The sequence below is a fragment of the Sphingomonas sp. MM-1 genome (genome assembly GCF_000347675.2).
Classification (GTDB): Bacteria; Pseudomonadota; Alphaproteobacteria; order Sphingomonadales; family Sphingomonadaceae; genus Sphingomonas_E; species Sphingomonas_E fennica.
This window is the reverse complement of sequence record NC_020561.1, coordinates 3,183,263-3,200,417: the sequence shown is the minus strand read 5'-3', so window position 1 is coordinate 3,200,417 and position 17,155 is coordinate 3,183,263. Positions and strand designations below refer to the sequence as shown.

General features: G+C 67.3%; 12 protein-coding genes. 7 read left to right on the top strand and 5 right to left on the bottom strand.

Going from position 1 to position 17,155, the window contains the following annotated elements; genetic code table 11:
- Positions 1 to 11: 11 nt before the first annotated feature.
- Positions 12 to 842, top strand: coding sequence for an NAD-dependent epimerase (locus tag G432_RS15315; RefSeq protein WP_015459721.1), 831 nt, complete (start codon positions 12 to 14; stop codon positions 840 to 842).
- On the opposite strand, the gene G432_RS15310 is transcribed toward G432_RS15315, so the two are convergent.
- A complete protein-coding gene (locus G432_RS15310) occupies positions 752 to 1,669 on the bottom strand; it encodes a DMT family transporter (RefSeq protein ID WP_015459720.1) in 918 nt (305 codons plus the stop codon). The two genes, G432_RS15315 and G432_RS15310, sit on opposite strands and share 91 nt — an antisense overlap.
- On the bottom strand, positions 1,666 to 2,670 hold the full coding sequence (locus tag G432_RS15305) for a threonine aldolase family protein (RefSeq protein WP_015459719.1): 1,005 nt from the start codon (positions 2,668 to 2,670) through the stop codon (positions 1,666 to 1,668). Before G432_RS15305 ends, G432_RS15310 begins: the two co-directional genes overlap by 4 nt.
- Positions 2,671 to 2,876: 206 nt before the next feature.
- Here G432_RS15305 and G432_RS15300 point away from each other — a divergent pair, with 206 nt between their 5' ends.
- The 6 genes from G432_RS15300 (at position 2,877) to G432_RS15275 (ending at position 12,324) form a co-directional block, all read left to right on the top strand.
- Complete coding sequence (locus G432_RS15300) at positions 2,877 to 3,935, top strand: GGDEF domain-containing protein (RefSeq protein ID WP_015459718.1); 1,059 nt, start codon at positions 2,877 to 2,879, stop codon at positions 3,933 to 3,935.
- A 143-nt stretch (positions 3,936 to 4,078) separates the two neighbouring features.
- Positions 4,079 to 4,411, top strand: a complete 333-nt coding sequence (locus G432_RS15295) for a PilZ domain-containing protein (protein WP_041864951.1) — start codon at positions 4,079 to 4,081, stop codon at positions 4,409 to 4,411.
- A 126-nt stretch (positions 4,412 to 4,537) separates the two neighbouring features.
- Positions 4,538 to 6,175, top strand: coding sequence for a M28 family metallopeptidase (locus tag G432_RS15290; protein WP_015459716.1), 1,638 nt, complete (start codon positions 4,538 to 4,540; stop codon positions 6,173 to 6,175).
- Between the two features lie 86 nt (positions 6,176 to 6,261).
- Positions 6,262 to 8,232, top strand: coding sequence for an alpha/beta hydrolase family protein (locus G432_RS15285; RefSeq protein WP_015459715.1), 1,971 nt, complete (start codon positions 6,262 to 6,264; stop codon positions 8,230 to 8,232).
- Positions 8,233 to 8,498: 266 nt separating this feature from the next.
- Positions 8,499 to 10,838 (top strand): TonB-dependent receptor, encoded by a 2,340-nt coding sequence (locus tag G432_RS15280; RefSeq protein ID WP_015459714.1) that lies wholly within the window; start codon positions 8,499 to 8,501, stop codon positions 10,836 to 10,838.
- The gene (locus G432_RS15275; RefSeq protein ID WP_015459713.1) at positions 10,828 to 12,324 is read left to right on the top strand and encodes an esterase-like activity of phytase family protein; all 1,497 of its coding nucleotides are present in this window, start codon (positions 10,828 to 10,830) and stop codon (positions 12,322 to 12,324) included. The genes G432_RS15280 and G432_RS15275 overlap by 11 nt, the downstream gene beginning before the upstream one ends.
- Before the next feature lie 57 nt (positions 12,325 to 12,381).
- On the opposite strand, the gene G432_RS15270 is transcribed toward G432_RS15275, so the two are convergent.
- The 3 genes from G432_RS15270 to G432_RS15260 all read right to left on the bottom strand — a co-directional run bounded on the left by G432_RS15270 (position 12,382) and on the right by G432_RS15260 (position 17,121).
- Positions 12,382 to 13,044: a hypothetical protein gene (locus G432_RS15270; RefSeq protein WP_015459712.1), complete on the bottom strand. Its 663-nt coding sequence runs from the start codon at positions 13,042 to 13,044 to the stop codon at positions 12,382 to 12,384.
- 10 nt (positions 13,045 to 13,054) lie between these two features.
- Entirely contained in the window at positions 13,055 to 15,775 is a 2,721-nt protein-coding gene (locus G432_RS23970; protein ID WP_202192016.1) for a patatin-like phospholipase family protein, read from the bottom strand.
- A 389-nt stretch (positions 15,776 to 16,164) separates the two neighbouring features.
- Positions 16,165 to 17,121 carry a LysR family transcriptional regulator gene (locus G432_RS15260; protein WP_015459710.1) on the bottom strand — a complete coding sequence of 319 codons (957 nt, stop codon included), beginning with the start codon at positions 17,119 to 17,121 and terminating at the stop codon, positions 16,165 to 16,167.
- Positions 17,122 to 17,155: the final 34 nt, after the last annotated feature.

Below are 17,155 nucleotides of genomic sequence, written 5' to 3'. Positions count from 1 at the left end.
AAGGACCATCCATGTCCCGCCTGCTGATCTTCGGCCCCGGCTACACCGCCCGCCATGTCGCGGCCGCCCTCGCGCCGCGCGGCTGGTCCATCACGATGGTCGGCCGCGACGGGATCGGCGATGCCGGCGCCGCGATCGCGGCGGCCACCCACATCCTCTCCACCGTCCCGCCGGATGGGGATGCCGATCCGGTGCTCGCCCGCCACGGCGATGCGCTGGCCCAGGCCCCGGCGGGCTGGATGGGCTATCTTTCCTCCACCGGCGTCTATGGCGACAGCGGCGGCGCCTGGGTGGATGAAAGCGCGCCCATCGGCGGCGGACGGCGAACGGCGCGGTCGGCGGCGGATGCGGCATGGCGCGCGCTCCATCCCGAAACCCGCATCTTCCGCCTGCCCGGCATCTACGGCCCCGGCCGCTCCGCGCTCGATCGCGTGGCCGCCGGCCAGGCCCATCGCATCGCGCTTCCCGGCCAGATCTTCAGCCGCATCCATGTCGCCGATATCGCATCGGCCCTCGTCGCCAGCATGGATCGCGGCCCGGCCGGCATCTACAATATCGCGGACGACCTGCCCGCCCCCCAGAACGCCGTCGTCGAATATGCGTGCGATCTGCTGGGCCGTCCGCTGCCGCCGCTCCTGACTTTGGATCAGGCCGGCCTGTCGCCGGCCGCGCGCGCTTTCTATGCCGAAAGCCGCCGGGTGGCGAACGGCAGGGCGAAGCGGCTGCTCGGCTGGCGGCCGGCCTTCCCCGATTATCGGGCCGGGCTGCGCGCCTTGAGCGCGATCACCAGCCCCGCCAGCGTCAGCAGCCCTCCGGCCGCGGGCAGCGCGCTCCAGCGATAGCCTTCGAAGATGGTGGAAAGCCCCATGGCCAGCACCGGGATCACCACGCTGGAATAAGCCGCCCGCGCCGGCCCGATCGCGCGGACCACCCCGAAATAGAGCGGGAAGGTGAGCGCCGATCCGATCACCCCGAGATAGAGCGTGCCCAGCGCATAAGCCGGCCGGGGATCGAACATGGGCGGGCCGACAGTCGCCAGCGCGATCAGCATGTTCAGGCCCGATCCGATCGCCATCGCCCAGGCCAGCACCGCCACCATCGGCTGCCGCTTGGCCGTCTCTGTGGCCTGCAGGACGTTGGCGGTGGACGCGCTCATGATCGCCATCAGGGTGAAGCCGATGCCCGCCGCCACCGCCGCCTGGCCGGCGCCGCCGGCCGCAAGCTCGTGGATGAACAGCATGGCGATGCCCAGCCCCGCCACCACCGATCCGGCGACGAACCGCCCGCTCAATCCCTGCCCCAGGAATATCCGGCCCAATATGGCATTGGGGACGACCAGCAGGGCGAACACCACCGCCACCAGCCCCGACGTCACATAATGTTCGGCGCGGTAGACGAAGTTGAAGTTGAGGACGAACTGGGTGATCCCCACCGCGATGGCCATCCGCCAGCCCTCGCGCGTCAGCCGCAATGTCTGCTTCGTGACGGCGGCATAGGCCATCATCGCCATGGCCCCCACCGCGAAGCGATAGGCGACGGACCATGTAGGCGGCACCAGCGCGATCTGGTCGCGGATCACCAGCCAGGTGGAACTCCACACCAGCGTCACCACCGCCAGCGGCAGGAACACCCGGGCCTGGGTGGCGGGGCTGAGCGGCGCCTCGCTCACAGCGCGGCGAGCGCGGCGGCGAGCGCGTCCACCTCGCCTTCCGCCTGGTTCCAGCTCGTCACGAACCGCGCCTCGCCCGGCGCCCAGTCATGAAAGCCGAAGCCCTGCGCCCTCAAGGCCGCGGCCTCCGCCTCGCTCAGCCGCACGAATATCTCGTTGGCCTGCACCGGGTGAACCAGCCGCGCCGCGCCCGCGCCCCTGGCGATACGCGCGGCGGCGTCATTGGCCGCCCGCCCGTGCGCCAGCCACAGATCGTCCGCCAGCAGGGCGTGGATCTGCGCCGCCAGATAGCGCCCCTTGGAAAGCAGATGCCCTGCCCGCTTGCGCCGTATCGCGACCTCGGCCGCCAGTTCCGGCTGGAAGAAGACGAGCGCCTCGGCGGACATGCCGCCATTCTTGACGAAGCCGAAGCTCAGCACGTCCACGCCCGCCCGCCACGTCACGTCGGCCGGCGCGCAGCCGACGGAGGCGACGGCATTGGCGAAGCGCGCGCCGTCCATGTGCAGGCCCAGCCCCCGCGCACGGGCGAGCGCGCCGATCGCGGCCACCTCGTCCGGCGTATAGACCAGCCCATATTCGGTGGCGTTGGTGATCGATATCGCCGCCGGCTGCACCCGGTGCACATCGTCGGCGATCAGATCGATCACCGCAGCTATCGCCTTCGGCGTCAGCTTCGCGCCGTCGCCGTCCGCCGGCATCAGCTTGGCGCCGTGGGTGAAGAATTCCGGCGCGCCCGCCTCGTCATTGTTGATATGCGCGTCGCGATGGCAGACGACGCCGCGCCACGGCGGGCAGAGCGCGCCCAGCGCCAGCGAATTCGCCGCCGTCCCCGTCGCCACCCAGAGCGCCGCGACCCGCGTTTCGAAAAGATCGCTGAACGCATCGTCCAGCCGGCGGCTCAGCGCATCGCCGTCATAGGCGGCGTCCGCCGCGTTGGCCGCCGCCATCGCGGCCAGCACGGCATCGGAAACAGGGGCGGCATTGTCGGAGAAGAAACGCATGCCGCGTCTTTCGGCCGGGCCGGGCCGCCGGTCAATCCGCTAAGTGGCGGTCCAGGAATGCGCTTTCGATGCGGCGTGGCGCCGGCGCCCGGATGCCGGTTCCATAATTTTCGGTCGGTTAGCGCCCTGTTGACGATTTTGCGTCTAGAAAGTCTCGTTCGGCATGTGCCCTGGCAGGGCGCGGGCTTGGTCACGGGCAGGAACTGATGCACGCATTATCGCAGGAAAGCCCGCCAGGAACGGGGCAGGCGGCGAATGACGGCTCCGATGAGGCGCCCGCCGGCGGCACCCTTTTCGCGCGGATCGGCGCGCTGCTGGAAGCCAATGGGCTGGACCCTTCGCCCGCCCATTATGAGCTGTTCCACCGCTATCTCACCTCCGGGGACAAGCGGCTCGTCACCGCCGTGGACGAGGCGATCGCACGCTATGGCCGGCTCAATCCCGCCATGGCCGCCAGCATCGCCGCGCAGCGGCAAACGGCGGTCTCCGCCGCCCAGCTCCGCCGGCTGGCGGACGAGGCCCAGCGCCGGCTGCAGGCGATCGCGGCGCTCGCCGATCGTTCGGGCCGCGACGCGCTCGATTATGGCGATGCCCTCGCCCGCAACGTCTCCATGCTCGAAGGCGGCCTGCGCGGCGACGTGCTGGTGGCGCTGCTGGACCTCACCCGCGGCATGATCGACAAGACGCGGAGCGTCGGCGTGGAATTGCGCCGCACCTCCGAACAGGTATCGATCCTGCGCCGCAGCCTGGACGAGGCGCGCCAGACGGCCGAGACCGACGCGCTCACCGGCCTGCCCAACCGGCGCGCGCTGGAAAACCGCATGCGGCAGGCGTTCGACACCGCCCGCAAGCGCGGCACGCCGCTCGCCCTCGCCATCTGCGATATCGATGCGTTCAAGGCGGTGAACGATCACCACGGCCACCAGCTTGGGGACAAGGTGATCAAATATATGGCCGGGGCGCTGGCGCGCGGCGCATCGGAACAGCTTTTCGTCGCACGCTATGGCGGCGAGGAATTCGTGATCCTGTTCGAGAACATGACCGCCGCCGAAGCCGCCCGCCATGTCGATGCCGTGCGGCGGGAAATCGCGGCGCGCGAATTCAAGGTCGCGGAAACGGGCCGCCCGATCGGCCGGCTCACCTTTTCGGCGGGCGTCGCCGCGATGGAAAGCCGGAAAGGCCCCTCCTCCACGCTCAAGAGCGCGGACGCCGCCCTCTATCGGGCGAAACGCGACGGCCGCAATTGCGTGCGCGTCGCGGATTGAGGACATGTTTCGAAATATGCCCTCCAAGAACCTGGCTGGAACACAGTGGCGAACGCACGGTTAATCCACCTTTAGCTTCCTTCCTCTATAATAAGGCGTAGAATAGAACCGCCATGGCCAGTCTTTGGGGGGACGGAGCAGCGATGGATACGGCAGCGGCCGCTATGGATACGCAATCTTTCGCGAAATATGATCGCCGGCACGGCCGCTATCGCGTGCTGCTCTCGGCGCATCTCGATACGCCGTTCGGCGCGTCGAGCGGCGTGCTGCTGGACATTTCGGAAGGCGGCGCCCTCGTCTCCTGCCCCACTCCTATCGAAACCGGCACCTCCATCGTCATCACGCGCGGCAGCCTGCGCACGCGCGGCACCGTCGTCCGCGCCGAAGGCCGCCGGCTGGGCGTCGCCTTCGATGCGCCCATCCCCGCCGATCTCGTCGCCGCAGTGGTCACGCCGCTCGCCCGCTGGTCGGACTGACGGCGCACCGATCTTTCGACATAGCCCTCGCCGCCACAGGCCGCCGCACCATGGTTGCGATGCGGCCGGCCGCGCATTAGGCGGACCGGATAGAGCTTCATTCGGAGATTGCGCGTGAAACATGCCATGCTGGGCGCGGCCGCTTTTCTGTTCGCGACGGGTGCGATGCCGGCCGGCGCGGCGGAGCCGATCTCTCCCGAAAGGCTCGCCGAAACCGTCAAGGTCCTCGCTTCCGATGCGTTCGAAGGCCGCGCGCCCGGCACCGCCGGGGAAACCAAGACGGTCGATTATCTCGTCGCCCGGCTGAAGGCCCTCGGCCTCGAGCCTGGCGGTCGCGACGGAAGCTGGATCCAGCCCGTGCCGCTCGTCCGCACCCAGATCGGCGCCGGCGGCACCATGCAGACCACCGTCGCGGGCCAGGCCGTGCCGTTCGTGCAGGGCAGCAGCATCTATGTCAGCACGGTCCGCCCGGTCGATCGCATCGCCATCGCCGATGCGCCGATGGTGTTCGTCGGCTACGGCGTCTCCGCGCCCGAACAGGGCTGGGACGATTTCAAGGGCGTGGACCTCAAGGGCAAGGTCGCCGTCTTCCTCATCAACGATCCCGATTTCGAGGCGAAGCCCGGCGAAGCCGTGGCCGGCAGGTTCGGCGGCACGCGGATGACCTATTATGGCCGCTGGACCTACAAGTTCGAGGAGGCGGCCCGGCGCGGCGCGATCGCGGCCCTGATCGTCCACGACACCCCCGGCGCCGGCTATGGCTGGAACACGGTGGTGGCGCCGGGCGGGGAGAATTACGACATCCAGCGCGCGAACCCGGAGGAGCGCGTTCTCCTGCAGGGCTGGATCGAAGGCGATGCCGCCGCCGATCTGTTCCGCCGCGCGGGCCTCGATCTCGCCGATCTCCGCCTCCGCGCCCGCCGCACCGATTTCGCGCCCGTCGAGCTGAAGGGCGTCCGCTACAGCGCCAGCCTGCCGGTGACGTTCAGCAGGATGCAGAGCCGCAACGTCCTCGCCCGCCTGCCCGGCAAGACGCGGCCGGACGAGGTCGTCATGTTCGGCGCGCACTGGGATGCCTATGGCGTCGGCGCGCCCGATGCCGAAGGGCGCACCGTCCGCCCCGGCGCCAATGACGACGCGCTCGGCGTCGCCGGCCTCATCGAACTCGCGCGCGGATTCGCGCAGGGCCCCCGGCCCGATCGCAGCCTCGTCTTCGGCTTCTGGACGGCGGAGGAACGCGGGTTGCTGGGATCGGAAGCCTATGCCGTCGATCCGGTCTATCCGGCGGAAAAGACGGTGGCGAACTTCACCCTCGACATCCTCCAGACGGCCGGCCTCTCGCGCGACGTGCTGCTCGTCGGCCAGGGCCAGAACGATCTCGAGGCCGATCTGGCGCGGGCCGCCACCGCCCAGGGCCGCAGCGTGACGCCCGAGGCGCTGCCCGAACGCGGCCTCTTCTACCGCGCCGATCATTTCCCGCTCGCCCGGCGCGGCGTGCCGACCCTGCTGCTGATGGCGATCAGCGGCGCCCCCGATCTGGTGGAAGGCGGCCGCACCGCCGGCGAGGCATGGCTCAAGGCCTATATGGCCTGCTACCACCAGACCTGCGACCGCTGGACACCGGAATGGAACCTCAGCGGCGCCGCGCAGGATATCGCGCTGGTCCGCGACGTCGCCGGCAGCCTCGCCAATTCGACCCGCTGGCCGCATTGGTCCCCGACCTCCGAATTCCGCGCCGTCCGCGAACGGACGAACGGAAGATGATCCGTCTGATCTTTCGCCGTCAGGGATAGTAAACCCACTTCAAAATATCTTCGCTCTCCCTTAGTCCTCCTTCCGTCAGGGGGGACATGGTGGGGATATACGCGAAGCTGGGCCGGCTGTTGCTGGCGGTCGTGGCGATGGCGGGCGCCGATCGCGGATGGGCGGCGGGCGCCGCGCCGCCGCCGCTTTCGCTCTACGGCAAGCTGCCCGGTTTCGAGCGCGCGGCCATCTCCCCGTCCGGCGACCGGATCGCCATGGTCGCCCTTCATGACAATGAACGGCGGCTCATCGTCGTCGACAGGAACAACAAGCTCCTTTCGATCCAGAATGTCGGGAACATCAAGGTTCGGGGCCTTTATTGGGCGGGGGAGGATCGGGTGTTGCTGCGCCGATCGGAAACCCAGTCGCTCGGCATCGGCTTCACGGCGGACAAGGCCGAATTCTCCGCCATGATCGTGATTCCGCTGAACGGCGAAAAGCTGTTCTCCGTCTTCCAGGGCAACAATAGGATCCCCGGCGGCATCCGCGGCTTCCACGGCGTCGTCGAGCGCGAGGGCCGCTATTACGGCTATTTCGGCGGGATCACGCTGGATGAATCGCGCGGGGCGGCCTATCTCGGAAACACCTCGCCCGTCCTCTACGAGGTCGATCTCCAAAATGGCCGCGCCTCCCGCCTGGCCAATCGCGTCGACAGCGAACAGAACTGGCGGACCTGGCTGGTGGGCAGCGACGGGACGGTCAGCGCGACCCTCGATTTCAGGTCCTCGGGCGGCGACTGGTTCATCCGCAATGCCGAAGGGAAAAGGATAGCGGCAGGCACCAACCCGCTCGGCGGCATCGACCTGGTCGGCTTCGGCGAAACGCCCGACAGCCTGATCTACAGCGTGGAAGATGAAACGAACGACCGCAGCCAGCGCTGGTTTGAAGTGCCGCTGGCCGGCGGCGAGGCACGCGAAATCCTCACCGATACGGCCATGGCCGGCACCTTCTTCGACAATCGCAGCCGCGCATTGCTGGGTTATGAGATCGAAGGCGACACGCCATCCTATCGCTTCACGGACCCGCGCCACCAGAAGGCCGTGGATGCGACCCTGAAGGCCTTTCCGGGCCGCAGCGTGCACCTTGTCGACTGGAACGACGCCTTCGATCGCCTGCTGGTGATGACGGAGGGACAGGGCGATCCCGAAAGCTGGTGGGTCGTCGATATCAAGACGAAGCGCGCCGACCCGCTCGGCACCGCCTATCCCATGGGTTCCGAGGCCGTCGGGCCGATGCGGATGGTCCGCTACAAGGCCGGTGACGGCCTGGACATCTCCGCCGTGCTCACGCTGCCTCCGGGCCGGCCGGCCCGCAATCTGCCGGTCGTCGTCCTGCCCCATGGCGGCCCTTCGTCACGCGACTATCCCGGCTTCGACTGGTGGGCTCAGGCCTTCGCCTCGCGCGGCTATGCCGTGCTCCAGCCCAATTTCCGGGGCTCCACCGGCTATGGCGTCGCCTTCCAGCGTGCAGGCAATGGCGAATGGGGCCGCCGGATGCAGACGGACATTTCCGATGGGCTGGCCTATCTGGTCAAGGAAGGGATCGCCGATCCGAAGCGGGCCTGCATCATGGGCGCCAGCTATGGCGGCTATGCCGCGCTGGCCGGGGTGACGCTGCAGAAGGGCATTTATCGCTGCGCCGTCTCGGTCGCGGGTGTCAGCGATGTGCAGAAGATGACCAGCACCGACCTCGCCGAAAGCGGCCGCAACCCGACGCTCCGGCGCGCGCTCAAGGCGGAGATCGGCTTCGGAAGCGATCTGCGCGCGGTCTCCCCGGTCAATTTCGCGGCCGAGGCCGATGCCCCCGTCCTCCTCATCCACGGCAAGGATGACGTGGTCGTGCTCTACGATCAGAGCGTCGCCATGGCCAACGCCCTGCGCCGTGCCGGGAAGCCCGTGGAACTGGTCACCCTCGCCGGCGAGGATCACTGGCTCTCCCGCAGCGCGAGCCGGCTCGCCATGCTGGAAGCCTCCGTCGCCTTCGTCGAAAAGCACAATCCGCCCGATCCCGCCCCCTGACGGCGGGGGAGGGAAAGCCCGCCGGCCGCCATGCGGACGGCCGGGGGCCGCACGTGCGGAGGGACGGAAAGCGGCGCCCGGCCCCAAGGCCATCGCTCCAAGGCAGGCGCCGGCCAACCGCCAGACGCCGGATAGTGAAGTTTTGCCCTTTTATTTCTGAATTGTAGCGAAAGCGTCATCAACGCATGAAATAGGCGCGCTCCAGAAACCAGCCAGCGCCGCGGCCACAAGTTGACGCGGCGCTTTTCGGTACAAAGGGGGCGCGAATGTTGCAAAAGTCCGTTGTCACGTTGGCGGTTGCCGCCAGTTTTTCGGTGCTCGCGCCGGCGGAGGCGCAGGCCGCCGCGCCCGGTGAGGCGGACAGCAGCGAAGCCGGGGATATCGTCGTCGTCGGCAGCGGGCAGACCCGTTCGGTTTCAACCCTGGTGCCGTCGAACCTCGAGGTGCTGCCGCCCGGCACCAGCGTGCAGAAGGCGCTGAACTTCCTGCCGGGCGTGATGGCGCAGTCGATCGACGCGCTGGGCGTCAACGAACAGTCGCTGTCGCTCCAGGTGCGCGGTTTCAACACCACGCACCTCGGCTACACGCTCGACGGCATGCCGCTCGGCGACGGCGCCTATAACAACTATAACGGCCTCACCATCAGCCGCGCGCTGATCTCCGAAAATCTCGGCCGCGCCGATCTCGCGACCGGCATCGCCGGCCTCGGCATCGCTTCGACCAGCAACCTCGGCGGTGCGCTGACCTATATCAGCAGCGATCCGCATCAGGACATGGGGCTGGCGGTCAGCCAGACATTCGGCAGCGAGGATGCGTTGCGCACCTTCGTGCGCTTCGACACGGGCGAGCACGGCGGTTTCTCGGCCTATCTCTCCGGCCAATATAGCGAACAGGACCTGTTCGTGAACCAGCGCGCCTGGAACAAGTCCACGGGCAAGCAATTCAACGGCAAGCTGAAATACGAATTCACCGGCGGCACGATCACCGCCTTCGCGGACTTTTCGCGCACCAACCAGGCCGACGATGCCTATCTGTCGAAGGAGATGCTCGGCCGTCTCGGCTGGGATTGGGGTGGCTATGCGCCCGATTGGCAATCCTATCTCGGCGTGGCCTATTGCGGCGTGACCGGGCCGACCGCGCCGGACAAGTGCGTCCCCGCGCCGTCGCCGCAGAAGAATTCCGACGTCACCTTCACCAACGGCCAGATCCTGCGGAACGACGACCTGTTCTACGTCGCCGGGGATTTCGACATCACAAAATCCCTCACCGCGCGCGTGCAGGTATATCATCATGAGGACAAGGGCGCCGGCAACAACTGGATCGTCGGCTGGTCCAAGCAGGGCACGCCGGCCACCGATGACGACGTGCCGGTCCAGATCCGCGACACACGCTACACCATCGACCGCACCGGCGCGCTTGCAAGCCTGAATTGGGACGTCGGCTTCAATCATTTCCAGGCCGGCTTCTGGCTGGAGGACAATACCAGCAGCGCCGCGCGCTATATCTGGACCAACGTCACGGGCCCCTTCAGCCTGGCGCATTTCCTGAAAGGCCAGCCGGATACCGCCCAGTGGGTGCAGGAAACCAAGTGGAAGACGCGGCAGTTCTACGTCCAGGATACGGTGAAGCTGTTCGATGAGGCGCTGAGCATCGATTTCGGGTTCAAGGGCACCTACTCGAAATCGGATGCCGAGGCCCAGAACGGCATCGCCAAGACCCCGCCGCCGGCATCCAGCCAGTTCGCGACAGGATCGCTGACGGCCAAGGATTATTTCCTGCCGCAGGTGGGCGTGCACTGGCAGGTCGCGCCCCAGCACGAGCTGTTCGCAAGCTATGCCGAGAATATGGCGATGTATCAGGGCGGCTTCAAACTCGGTCCGCAGTCGGTTTCGCAAGCCGTCTGGGATGTGCAGGGCAAGACCCTGAAGCCCGAGACGTCGAGAAGCTTCGAGGGCGGCTATCGCTTTGTCACCGGCCCGCTGCAGGTTGCGTTGAGCGGCTATTGGGTGGATTTCGACAACCGCCTGCTGCAATATAATCCCTGCCCGACGAACCAGCAGCAAAATCCCGGTTGCGGCAACTCCTTCCACAATGCCGGCAGCGTCACCAGCAAGGGCGTGGAACTCGGCGTGCTCTGGAAGCCGCTACCCTGGCTGAACTGGTACAATTCGGCCTCCTACAACAAGTCCACCTACGATGACGACCTCAACTGGTGCACAGCCACCTGCGTGGTGAAGGCCACGGCGGGCAAGCAGCAGGTGGATACGCCGAAGGAGATGTTCGCCAGCGTGCTGACCGTAAAGCAGGGCGGCTTCTCCGCCTCGCTGCAGGGCAAATATACCGGCCGGCGCTACTACACCTACACCAACGACCAGAGCTTTGGCGGCTACACCACGTTCGACCTCGGCCTCGGTTACGACTTCGGCACGCTCGGCGCGCTGAAGGGCGCGAAGCTGTCGCTGAACATCACCAATCTGACCAACAAGCGCTATGCCTCGAACTTCGACAGCAGCGTGTTCGCGCCCGACGATGCGGCCGGCACCATCCTGGTGTTCCACTCGTCGGCGCCGCGGCAGGCCTTCGGGACGCTCAGCATTGGGTTCTAAACCGCTGCGCGTCGCGCTGGCCCTCCATTGGCTCGTCACGGCCTTCCCCGCCTTCGCCGGCGGGGAAGAGCCCGTTACCCGCCCCCATCTGGATCATGCCGCCGCCGCGCGGAGCGTTTCGCTGAACGGCCGGACCTTCATCAACCAGGGACTGGTCGGCGCCGGACGGCTGCCGGCGGGAACGGTCGATTTTCTCGGCGACACGCTCGGCTCCTTCTCCTCGCTGCAGATCGCGCCCGGCAGCTGGAAGCGCGTCGGCGATCATTATGAAGGCATCCTCTGGACGCTGCCGGACCGGGGGCGCAACGATCCCGGCGCCAATCTCTTCTTCGACTATCCGGCCCGGCTCGAGCGTTTTCGCATCCGCTTCACGCCGGGCGATGGCCGGCTCGACATCGCGCCCGATGGCGGCCTCGAGCTGCGCGACTTTCGCGGGCGGCGCTTCACCGGAGCCGATCCGGGCACGGGCACGCTGATGGAGCGCGGCCTGCTCCTGCCGGCGCCGGCCAGCGGGATCGGCAGCGGCAAGGTGTCGCTGGACGCGGAGTCGCTGCAATTCACGCGCGACGGCGGCTTCTACATCGGCGACGAATATACCGCCAACATCTACTATTTCGACCGGCGCGGCCAATTGCGGGGCATGATCCAGCCGCCCCCGGCGGTGGCGCCGAACCGCGACGGACGCCCTTATTTCGGCTCGCTACAGGCCCCGGATACGGGGCGCCGCAACAACCAGGGCCCGGAAGGCATGTCCCTGTCGCCCGATGGCCGGACGCTGTTCGTGGCGCTGCAGAGCGCGCTGATGCAGGACAGCGCCACCGGCAATGCCGCCGGCCGCACCGGCATACGCGTGCTCGCCTACGACGTCACCGGCACACCGACACCGGCGCAGCCCGTCGCCCACTATGTGATGCAGCTGCCGGCCTATAATGACGCCGGCGATGGCGGCGCCCCCAATCGCACCGCTGCGCAGAGCGAGATCCGCGTGATCGACGCCCACAGCTTCCTGATGCTCGCGCGCGATGGCGCCGGGCTGGGCGCGGCAGGCTCGGCGCCCATCGTCTACAAGAGCATCCTGCTGGTGGACGTGACGGGCGCGACCAATCTCGCCGGCACCGAATATGAAACCGGCACGGCATCGGTGCTGCAGGACCCGGCCGGCACCGCGCTGCGGCCTGGCATCGTCCCGGCCCAGCGGATCGAGCTAGTGAACATGCTCAATCCCGCGCAGCTCGCGCGCTTCGGGTTGAGCGTCGAGGCCCTGTCCGAGAAATGGGAGGCGATGGACCTTGTTCCGGCATTGGAGCCGGATCGTCCGGACGACTATTTCCTGCTCGTCGGCAACGACAACGACTTCATCGCGCGGCGCTGCCGCATGTCCGGCCAGTCCTGCGACTCGAGCCTCGACAATGACAGCCGGATACTGGTCTATCGCCTGAGCCTGCCGGCCCCGCTCCCGCAGGCGCGATCCCGGCAGCCGGGGTAACGCTCTATCTCAGCGCCCTGAGGAGACTGATCGTCCGGCGCAACAAAAAGCCGCTCCTCACATCGTCTCCACCGAGGCAGCCAGCGGCAGCTCGCGGTTCAGGGTGGCGTGAATGCTGAGCTCATAGGCCGGGCTCCAGTCGCGGCCCTCGCCCGGCACGCGCTCCACCACCGGATCGCCGCAGCGGCCCCGCAGGAGCCCGGACCAGAAACGCGGCCATTCTATCGCATTGACGTGGGAGAGGTCGCGCGACCGGAGCGCCTGCGCCGCCACGGCGGGCACCAGCAATATCCGTCCGTCGGACGTGTAGATCAGCACGAAGCTCTCCGGCGTATAGCGCAGCATGTTCCCAAGCTGGCGCTGGAGCCTCGCATGGTCGCCACCCGACATCGGCCGGCCCGCATCGTGCCGTTTGGCCTGGAGCAGCAAGAAGGTCTGGAGCTGCCATTCCTCCGCGTCGCAGGAAAAGCGGATGAGCGCATCCGTCCCGTTTTCATGTTCGTCGGTGCGCTTCGTGAGCTTGACGGTGAGGGACAGCCCGAAGCCCGGTTGCGTCGCGGCGAAATTCTCCGCCTCATATTCGACAAGGGCGAGCAGCGAACCGGTCACATGCTCTTCCTCGCGCCAGTCGGTGCCGAATTTTCGGGCGTAGACCGCCTGCGTCCGTTCGCCGAACGTGACGCCCAGCTGGTCCAGCATGATCTGGAATTCGGTCTCCATCCCCATCTCCTCAGGGCGTCATGGACGACGGCCGCCAGCCGGGCTTGTCGGAGGTCGGCGCGGGCGCAAAGAGCTTTTCGCCGGTCAGTTCGCCAAGCCTGCGATAGGCCTCCCATTGCGCCTCGTCGAAAAACTGGTCGGCGGTCGTCTGCTGGGGGAAATCGCGATGCCCCGCCCCTGCCTGATAGGCCAGGATTTCAGGCGGCTCAGCCATGGTCAGCCGCGGCTTGACCAGGAGCAGCGTGCCGGTGCTGCCGTCGTCATAATCGATGTGCGCGATGGCGGCCACGGACTTGGCTTCAGCGGTCTTCGACAGGTCGGCAAACTCCCCGATCATGTCTGCAAGATCCGTATCCTGGCCAAGCTTCTCCTTGATCTGCGCCGAGGTGAGAAAGCGGATCCTGGCACCGAGGTCGGTCCGCGCGCGGCCCATCAGCCGGACCATGTCCGCCATTTCATACCGGGGGTCCGCGCCATTGTCGCAGATGATGATGAAGGCCACGCGGCGCTGCAGAAGCGCATAGGCGCCCGTATTCTCGAAATGTCCGCCATCCGTCAGATACCAGCGCCTGCGCCTGGTTCCGGCGAAGGCTCCGCGCAGTTCGAGCAGCAGATAATTCTGGACGAAGTCGCGCAGACTATTGGGAAGGCTTTGGCCCCACGCCGCCAGAGACGTGCGCGCGGCGTCCCGGTTCGCCAGCAGGCTTCGCATCCCGACCGAAGCGTCGCGAAGGCGCTGCAAAGGTGACGGCCGCTTGCGCGCGCGCCTGGCCTTCCACCAATAGCCAAGCCGCACATTGCCGAGCGTCGCCAGAATCGAGGTCCCGAGCGAGGTTCCCGAACCGATCGCCGCGGATACCGCCGCACCGGAAATGGCCACCCAGTTGGCAAGCGGCAGCTCCTCGCCAAACTGCAAGGGGAAGGCGCCCGTGCGGCCGACCATGGCCGTGCCGGGGTGGGAGCCTTCATAGACGATGCCCTTGGGCGACAGGTGCATCGGCTTGCCCTTGCGGTCCCGCGCCACGAGATTGGAATCCCCGGTCATCGTCTCGGCGATGGTGACGTTGATCAGGTGGAGCGGCACCAGATTTGTAGCGCCCCCGGAATAATAGCGTTCGAGCCGGATGGTATCCTGGGGATCATCGCTCCGCACCGATCCGGCTTCGCGCCCTGCGCTCGAGGCGCCCACATAGGCGCGACGGAGGCGCGCGGCATAGAAGGTCGAAAGCGACGAGAGGTTGATGAAGGAAAACGACATTCCCAGCACGATGTTGGCGATGACGAGGAGCAGCGCCACGACGCAAGCGGGGCTCCATTCGCGCCCGAACAGCGTGACAGGCTCGACCCCGGAGGCTTTCAGGGCGCCAAAGCCCCACGCCGCGGCCGCGCTCCATATCACCAGCCACAGCATGAGCAGGCTGAGGCCGGCGATCGCCACGATCGTCGGCAATCGCTGCTCGAGCCAGTTGTTGCCGACCTGCCCGGACCCGGATTTGAGCCGCGTGCTGGCAAGATAGCTCATGATCGGCGGAACGATGGCGGTAAGGAGCGGCCATAGCTGCGCAAGGTCGGGAAGGCTGAGCCCACCACCTTCCCAATTTTCGAATGCCTTGAGCAGGCGGGCGATCACCAGATCGCCGAAGCGAACGATCAAAAGAAGCGCGGCGATCGCGACGAGGGCCATCAACGCCTTCGTCATGACATTGCTGAGCGCCGTGCGAACCCGATCTTCGGCTGCAATCAGATATTGCGGATTTCTGAGGTCGTTGGCGCGCTTCGCCTTTCGGGTCGCGGCATCGGCATCGCGCGCGATCGGCCTGTGCTCGACGCCGCCATGAAGGGCCTCCAACACCACGTAGAGGACGAGGGCCGCAACGAGCATGCAGGCGGTGAACCCCGGCAGGAACGTCGCGGGGAGCACCCAGCTGCCCAGGCCACGGAGACTTGCGGCAAGCCATTCCCCGCCGGGCAACCACGGAAGGATGCCGATGACGCACGGTTGCCACCACGCCGCACTGAAATAGGCCGCCGCGACCACCATCGCCCAGAAGAAGCCGTTGCTGGCCGCGCGCTTGAAGCGATTGCCGGGGATCCATTCGCGCCGGGTCAGCCAGTAGGACGCGCCCGCCGCCAGGACGGTGCCGGCGGCGACGAGGGTGAGCCGGACGAGCGTCGGGCTCCACCCATGCGTGTCGGTTGCGATCCACTGATCGGCGAGGCGCACCAGCCAGAAGAGCAGTAAGGCGACCATACCGAACACGAAATGGACGGCCGCCCAGTTGCGGAGCACGAGCGCGGCACCGAAGAAGGCGTCGCTCGTGCCGCCCGGCGTCAGATAGCGGCCGGCTTCCCGCAGGCGCCGGACGGCTTCGCGGCCGGCGGGGCTCTGCAGGGGCCTTGCGGGATCGAAGGCCAGCGCCTTGCCGGATCGCTCCCCATTGCCGCGATGGGTCTCGGGCACGAACAGCGCCCCGAAGAAGCTGCCGATATAGCTGCCGCCCGAGACCGTCGAGATATAGTCGATCCGGGGAATGAGCCCGTAGGCGCTCAAGGCCTGGAGGAAGCCGAGGCTGAATGTCGCACTTCGGATTCCGCCGCCCGACAGGGCGAGGCCCGTGACGGGCGCATCCGGATCGATCGGCGTTTTGAAGCCCTTGCGCCGGTCGTCGATCCGCTTGCGCTCCGCCGCGCGCAAGATGTCGAAGGGCTGATCGTCGGCCGGTCCCTGCACCGGTTCCGCCGCCTCAGCCGCGATGTTTCCCTGATCGGGGGCCGGATCGACGGCGCCCGATGCTCCGCGTGGGCGCCGCGCGCGTTTCGGTTCAGGCGAAGCCGGCGCGCCATTGGCCGATGCCTCGGCTGCTTGCGGGTCGTTCTCCAATGCGTCCTCCCCCCACGGAATCCCGGGATCGGATCATGCCGCGCCGGCTTCCGGATTCCGGCGGACGATTGCATGATCGATCCGCATCGCACTCGCCTGGCCGGCACGTCGCCCAGAAAATGCGCCTGCCGCCCGGTCTCTTTTGTGACGCCGCTTGAGGCGCAATTGAGCCAGCGATCCGCAACCGGAGTCAAATATAATCAGCGACGGCGCCGGATTCGGGGCCGGGTTGGGGATCGTCATCCCCAGTCGGCCCCCTCCCCGGTTCCGGCCGCCAGCCGACGCATCAGCCCGGTGGGCATCGGCCATCCCCAGTCGCGATACAGTTCCGCCACCACGCGCATCATCGTCGCCAGATGCGGCGACGGATCGTCCCTGCGATGGCTGATGATGATCGGGGAAACCGCGCGCTGCACCAGTTCGCGGAATATCACGTCGCGCCGGCCCATCATGTGCACCGCCGCCGGCACGATGCACACGCCGTCTTCCGCCGCCACCAGCCCCAGCGCGGTCTGAAGCTCGCGCACCTCATGCACCGCCTGCGGCACCACGCCATGATCGTTGAGCAGCGACAGCACCTGATCGGCATAGCTCGGCCGCGGTTCGCGCGGATAGACGATCACCGCCTCGTCGGCGAGATCGGCGATATCGATCGGCCGCTCGCCCGCCAGCAGGCGGTGGCCGATCGGCAGGGCGACCACCATCGGCTCCTCGCGCAGCACCTCGCGCTCCAGCGCCGGATCGTCGAAGCGGACGCGGCCGAAGCCCACGTCGATGCGGCCTTCCTTCAGCGCGGCGATCTGCTCGATGCTCATCATCTCGATCAGCCGCAGGTCGACATCGGGCGCGGCCCGCCGAAAGCTGCGGATGATGTCCGGCAGGCGGGCATAGAGCACCGACGGCACGAACCCCACCAGGAAACGCGGCCGGTTGGAGGTGACGAAGGCGCGCATCGCCTCCTTCATCTCGTCCATGCGGCGCGTCACCTGGATCGCCTGCTCATAGAAGAGGCGACCGGCATCGGTGAGCGCCATCGGCCGGCTTTCCCGATCGAACAGCTGCGCGCCCACTTCCTGTTCGATCTGCTGGATCTGCCGGCTGAGCGGCGGCTGCGCCATGTTGAGCCGTTCGGCCGCGCGACTGAAATTGCGTTCGGCCGCCACCGCCAGGAAATAACGAAGCTGCCGGATATCCACGGCCATACTCCCAGGGTATAGGGTCGGACCCACT